Genomic DNA, 5,466 nt, shown 5'->3' on the forward strand with positions numbered 1-5,466 from the left:
CATTTTCGTCGCCGTGCTGCTGATGATGGTCTGACCCGCCCCTATTGAATTAACAAGGAAATCGCCCCTATGAATACCGCCGTCAACGCCAACGTAGTGCATGAATCCGAAGCCCAGCGCCAACACGCCCGCGTGAAAATCCCGGCCAAACTGCGTTTCTTCGGCCCCGACCGGACCCCGGTCGAAGCGCGTGTCCTCGACTTGTCTGCCGGTGGTCTGGCGTTCAACGCCGGGCAAATGCCGCTGACCCTCGGCGAGGTGTACAAGGCGCGTCTGCAATTCGTCATCGACAACCTCGGCCTGGCCATGGACGTTGAGCTGCAAGTGCGCTCCTACGACCGCCAGACCGGTCGCGTCGGCTGCCAGTTTCAGAACCTCGAGCAGCAAGACATTTCCACCCTGCGCCACTTGATCACCTCCCACCTGGCCGGCGACATCGTCAGCATCGGCGAAGTACTGGCAACCCTGCAGCGCGACAACTTCACCAAGGCACGCAAGGTCAAGGACGGCGGCAGCGGCATGACCCCGTTCGGTCGCCTGAAAGCCGTGACGTTCAGCGCCGGTGTGTTTGTCGTCGGTCTGGTCGCGGCGGGTTTCATTTTCAAATCGGTGTACGGCATGTACTTCGTCAGCCACGCGCAGGCCGGTCTGGTCAGCGTGCCGGGGATGAACATCACCATGCCGCGCGACGGCACCGTGCAGAGCCTGATCAAGTCCGACGGCGTTGCAGCCAAAGGCGCACCGCTGGCGACCTTCAGCACCAGCATGCTCGACGTGCTTAAAGGTCATCTGGACGAAGATCAACTGGCACCGGCCAAGGTTGAAGAACTGTTCGGCAAGCAAATGACCGGCACTCTGACCTCGCCGTGCGATTGCACCGTGGCCCAGCAACTGGTGGCTGACGGTCAGTACGCGAGCAAGGGCGATGTGATCTTCACCCTGGTACCGCGCAACACCCAGGCCACCGTGGATGCGCGTTTCTCCTATCGCCAGTTCAGCGATGTGCGCCCGGGAACACCGGTGAGTTTCCAGATCGCCGGTGAAGACAAGACCCGCACCGGCAAGATCGTCAGCAGCACCAGCCTGAAAAGCGCCGACCTGTCCTCCGACATCCGCGTGCAGATCCAGCCAGACGAGCCGCTCGACAGCAGCCTCGCCGGCCGCCCGGTGGAAGTGAACAGCGACCGTGGCCCGAACCTGAACTGGCTGATCGACAAAGCCATGGCTGCCGGTCTTTAAGTCGAGGACATGCCTGTGACTACTCCACCCATCCTGAAAACACCGCGATCCCTGTGGGAGCTGGCTTGCCAGCGATTGGATCAAAATGGTTTTACTGGAATACCGAGTCGCCTGAATCGCTGGCAAGCCAGCTCCCACAGAATTCATGTGGTGTGCTCGCTGGCATTGGCAGTCAGTCTCGCCGGTTGCGCCGGCCTGCCCGATCAGCGTCTGGCCAACGAAGCGCTCAAGCGCGGCGACACCGCCACCGCTGCGCAGAACTATCAGCAACTGGCCGATCTGGGTTACAGCGAGGCGCAAGTCGGCCTCGCTGATATTCAGGTCGACAGCCGCGACCCCGAGCAAATGAAACAGGCCGAAGCGACTTACCGCGCCGCCGCCAGTGTTTCGCCTCGCGCTCAGGCTCGTCTCGGTCGCTTGCTGGTGGCCAAGCCAGGCTCCACCGAAGCCGAGCATCAGGAAGCTGAAAGCCTGCTGAAAAAAGCCGCCGCCAATGGCGAAGGCAACACGTTGATCCCGCTGGCGATGCTGTACCTGCAATACCCGCACAGCTTCCCGAATATCAACGCGCAGCAGCAGATCGATCAGTGGCGCAAATCCGGTTACCCGGAAGCGGGTCTGGCGCAGGTGCTGCTGTATCGCACCCAAGGCACCTACGACCAGCACCTGGATGACGTGGAAAAAATCTGCAAAGCCGCGCTCAACACTACCGACATTTGCTACGTCGAGCTGGCCACGGTCTATCAGAAACGTGCTCAGCCCGAGCAACAAGCCGAGCTGATCAAGCAGATGCAGGCCGGTTACAGCCGAGGCACCGTCACCGCTCAGCGCGTCGATTCCGTGGCCCGTGTACTGGCCGATTCGACCCTGGGCAAGACCGACGAGAAAACCGCGCAAGCGCTGCTTGAACCGATTGCCCCGGGCTACCCGGCGTCGTGGGTGACCCTCGCGCAACTGCTTTACGACTACCCGGAACTGGGCGACGTCGACCAAATGATGAAGTACCTCGACAACGGCCGCGCCGCCGACCAGCCGCGTGCCGAACTGTTGCTGGGCAAGCTCTACTACGAAGGCAAAATGGTCCCGGCCGACGCGAAAGTCGCCGAAGAACATTTCCAGAAAGCCGTTGGCCGCGAAGTCGCCGCCGACTACTACCTCGGCCAGATCTATCGCCGTGGTTACCTCGGCAAGGTCTATCCGCAAAAGGCCCTCGACCACCTGCTGACCGCTGCGCGCAACGGCCAGAACAGCGCCGACTTCGCCATCGCCCAGCTGTTTTCCCAAGGCAAGGGCACCAAGCCCGATCCGCTCAACGCCTACGTGTTCAGCCAATTGGCCAAGGCGCAAAACACCCCGCAAGCCGATGAACTGGCGACCACCCTTGCCGCGCAATTGCCGCCCGAGCGTCTGGCCGAAGCCCAGCGCCTGCTGCAACAGGAGCAGGCCAGCCGTGGCGCCCTGAACCAGAACACGCTGCAACTGCACGCCCTGCAAGAAGAAGACGGCGAGGAAAAACTATGAAGCTCAATCCATTCGTGAAGGCCGGTATTGGCCTCACCTTCGCACTGATCTGGTCTTGCCCGACACTGGCTGCGATGACTGAAAGCAAAAACTTCGGCCTCGAAGTGAAAATCACCGGCCAGTCCGAAGACGACCGTGACCTCGGCACCGCCAGCGGTGGCGACGTCAACGGCGTCGGCCTCGACCTGCGTCCGTGGGTCTACGGCGAGAGCGGCGCGTGGAGCGCTTATGCGATGGGTCAGGCCGTGACTTCGACCGACATCATCGAGACCGACACCCTGCAGCAGTCCGACAGCGACGGCACGCAGACCACCGACAACGGTGATCGCAAGACCAAGAAAAACTACCTGGCGATGCGTGAATTCTGGGTCGGCTACAGCGGCCTCACGCCGTATCCGGGCGAGATGCTCAAGTTTGGTCGCCAGCGCCTGCGCAATGACGACGGCCAATGGCGCGACACCAACATCGAAGCACTGAACTGGACCTTCGACACCACCCTGTTGCGCGCCAACGCCGGTGTCGCCGAACGCTTCAGCGAATACCGCACCGACCTCAAAGAGCTGGCGCCGAAAGACAAGGATCGCCTGCACGCCTACGCCGATGCCGCTTACCAGTGGACACCGGGCAACTGGGTCGGCATTCGCGGTCATCACACCCACGACGACGGCAAACTGGATTACCCGGAACCGGGCGTGGCCGGTGACTCGCTGGACAAGAAAGAGAACGGCGACATCAGCTGGCTCGGCCTCACCGCCGACAGCGACGCCTACAACTGGCGCAACACCAACACCGTCAACTACTGGGGCAGCATCACCGGCATGAGCGGCGACCGTGACACGGTCAATGCCCTCAACGCCGATGGCACGCGCCCCGCTCAAGCCAAACGCAGCGATGATGTGAACGGCTGGGCCACCGACATCGGTGTGCGCCTGCGCCTCGATCCGCAATGGCAAGTCGGCGGCGCCTATGCCCGCGCCAGCGCCGATTACGAGCAGAACGGTCTGGAAAGCAACCGCTCCAACTACACCGGCACACGTTCGCGGGTGCACCGTTTCGGCGAAGCGTTCCGTGGCGAAATGAACAACATGCAGACCGCGACGCTGTTCGGTTCGTGGATGGTCAACGACGAATACGACGCCAGCCTGATCTACCACAAATTCTGGCGTGTCGACGGCAACAAACCGGTCGGCAGCAACGGCATCAATGCCGTGGAAAACAACACCGACGACGTCACTGGCGCGATTCTGTCCAGCACCTCTTTGCCGCTTGAAGACGGCAACAAGGATCTCGGTCAGGAGATGGACCTGGTTGTCACCAAGTACTTCAAGCAAGGCCTGTTGCCGGCGGCGCTGAGCCAGTCGATCGACGAGCCTTCGGCGCTGGTGCGTTTCCGTGGCGGTGTGTTCAAGCCGGGCGACGCTTACGGCAGCCAGGTTGATTCGTACATGCACCGCGCGTTCATCGACGTGATCTGGCGCTTCTGATGCAAACCGCGAAGGGAGTGCCCGACATGAACCATGCAAGGAAAGGCTCGCTCAGCCTGTTGGCCGGCGCAATGCTGCTGGCCTCGGCTGGTGCCTTCGCCACGGTGGAACCGGCCAAGCCTGTGACCACCGCCAAAGAACTGCAACAAGCCAAGACCTACACCGTCAGCAGCGCACCCACTGATGCGCTGAACCTGGCCGCGCCAAAACTGCCTGACCTGTCCGGCTTCACCGCCGAGGCCGCTGCCGCAAAAATCGTGCGCAGTAAAGCGGGCAAGATCAGCGTGCGCCGGATGATGCAGGAAGACGCCCTGAAGGACTTCATCGGCGGCGACAACAAGATGGCCGAATGGGTGGTGCGTCAGCACGGCATCCCGCAGGCGATCTTCGTCGACGACGGCTATATCAACCTGAAAGAGCTGGCGCAGAAACTGCCCAAGCAGTATTTCAGCGAGACCTCGCCGGGCGTGTATCTGTCGAAGTTGCCGATCGTCGTCGGCCGTAAAGGCATCCTCGAAATCGACGGCCAGACTCAAGAGCTGCGCCTGTCGCAAGAGGCCGGTTCGTTCCTGGTCAACGACGGTCAGCTGTTCGTGCGTGACACCAAGGTCACTGGCTGGCGCGAAAAGGAAAACGGCCCGGCGACGTTCCGTTCGCCGAAGGAATTCCGCCCGTTCCTGCTCGCCTGGGGCGGCACCGAGACTTACATCGTCAACAGCAAGATGGCCAGCTTCGGCTACGCCAACAGTAAGTCGTACGGGGTGAGTATTTCCCAGTACACGCCAAACATGGCCAAGGTGCTCAAGCGTCCGGAGCCAACTGGCTGGATCGTCGGTTCCGAGTTCTCCGACATGTGGTACGGCTTCTACTGCTACGAGACCCGCGACTTCGTGGTCAAGGGCAACACCTACAAAGACAACATCGTCTACGGCATCGACCCGCACGACCGTTCCCACGGCCTGATCATTGCCGAGAACACCGTCCACGGTACGAAGAAGAAGCACGGGATCATTATTTCCCGTGAGGTCAACGACAGCTTCATCTTCAACAACAAGAGCTTCGACAACCATCTCTCGGGCCTGGTGATCGACCGTAACAGCGTCAACAACATCATTGCCTACAACGAGATCTACCAGAACCACACCGACGGCATCACCCTCTACTAGTATGCCGACAAGATGCTTTTGGTGTAAATGTTGTTCATCTAGTATGGCGTATGATT

Annotated in this window: 3 protein-coding genes and 1 pseudogene; all 4 read left to right on the top strand. The window is 61.0% G+C overall.

All coding sequences use genetic code 11. From position 1 onward, the window contains the following. Positions 1-69: 69 nt before the first annotated feature. Entirely contained in the window at positions 70-1,239 is a 1,170-nt protein-coding gene (locus tag ACIONG_RS28145) for a PilZ domain-containing protein (RefSeq protein WP_401304081.1), read from the top strand. A gap of 9 nt (positions 1,240-1,248) precedes the next feature. After that, on the top strand, positions 1,249-2,760 hold the full coding sequence (gene algK / locus ACIONG_RS28150) for an alginate biosynthesis TPR repeat lipoprotein AlgK (protein WP_401304084.1): 1,512 nt from the start codon (positions 1,249-1,251) through the stop codon (positions 2,758-2,760). Further along, positions 2,757-4,244, top strand: a complete 1,488-nt coding sequence (locus ACIONG_RS28155) for an alginate export family protein (protein WP_213027626.1) — start codon at positions 2,757-2,759, stop codon at positions 4,242-4,244. The genes algK and ACIONG_RS28155 overlap by 4 nt, the downstream gene beginning before the upstream one ends. Before the next feature lie 26 nt (positions 4,245-4,270). Beyond that, positions 4,271-5,407: pseudogene (algG, locus tag ACIONG_RS28160) on the top strand (mannuronan 5-epimerase AlgG); the annotation flags it as partial. Between the last annotated feature and the right edge of the window lie 59 nt (positions 5,408-5,466).

The sequence above is a fragment of the Pseudomonas sp. NPDC087817 genome, from assembly GCF_044742875.1.
Taxonomy (GTDB): domain Bacteria; phylum Pseudomonadota; class Gammaproteobacteria; order Pseudomonadales; family Pseudomonadaceae; genus Aquipseudomonas.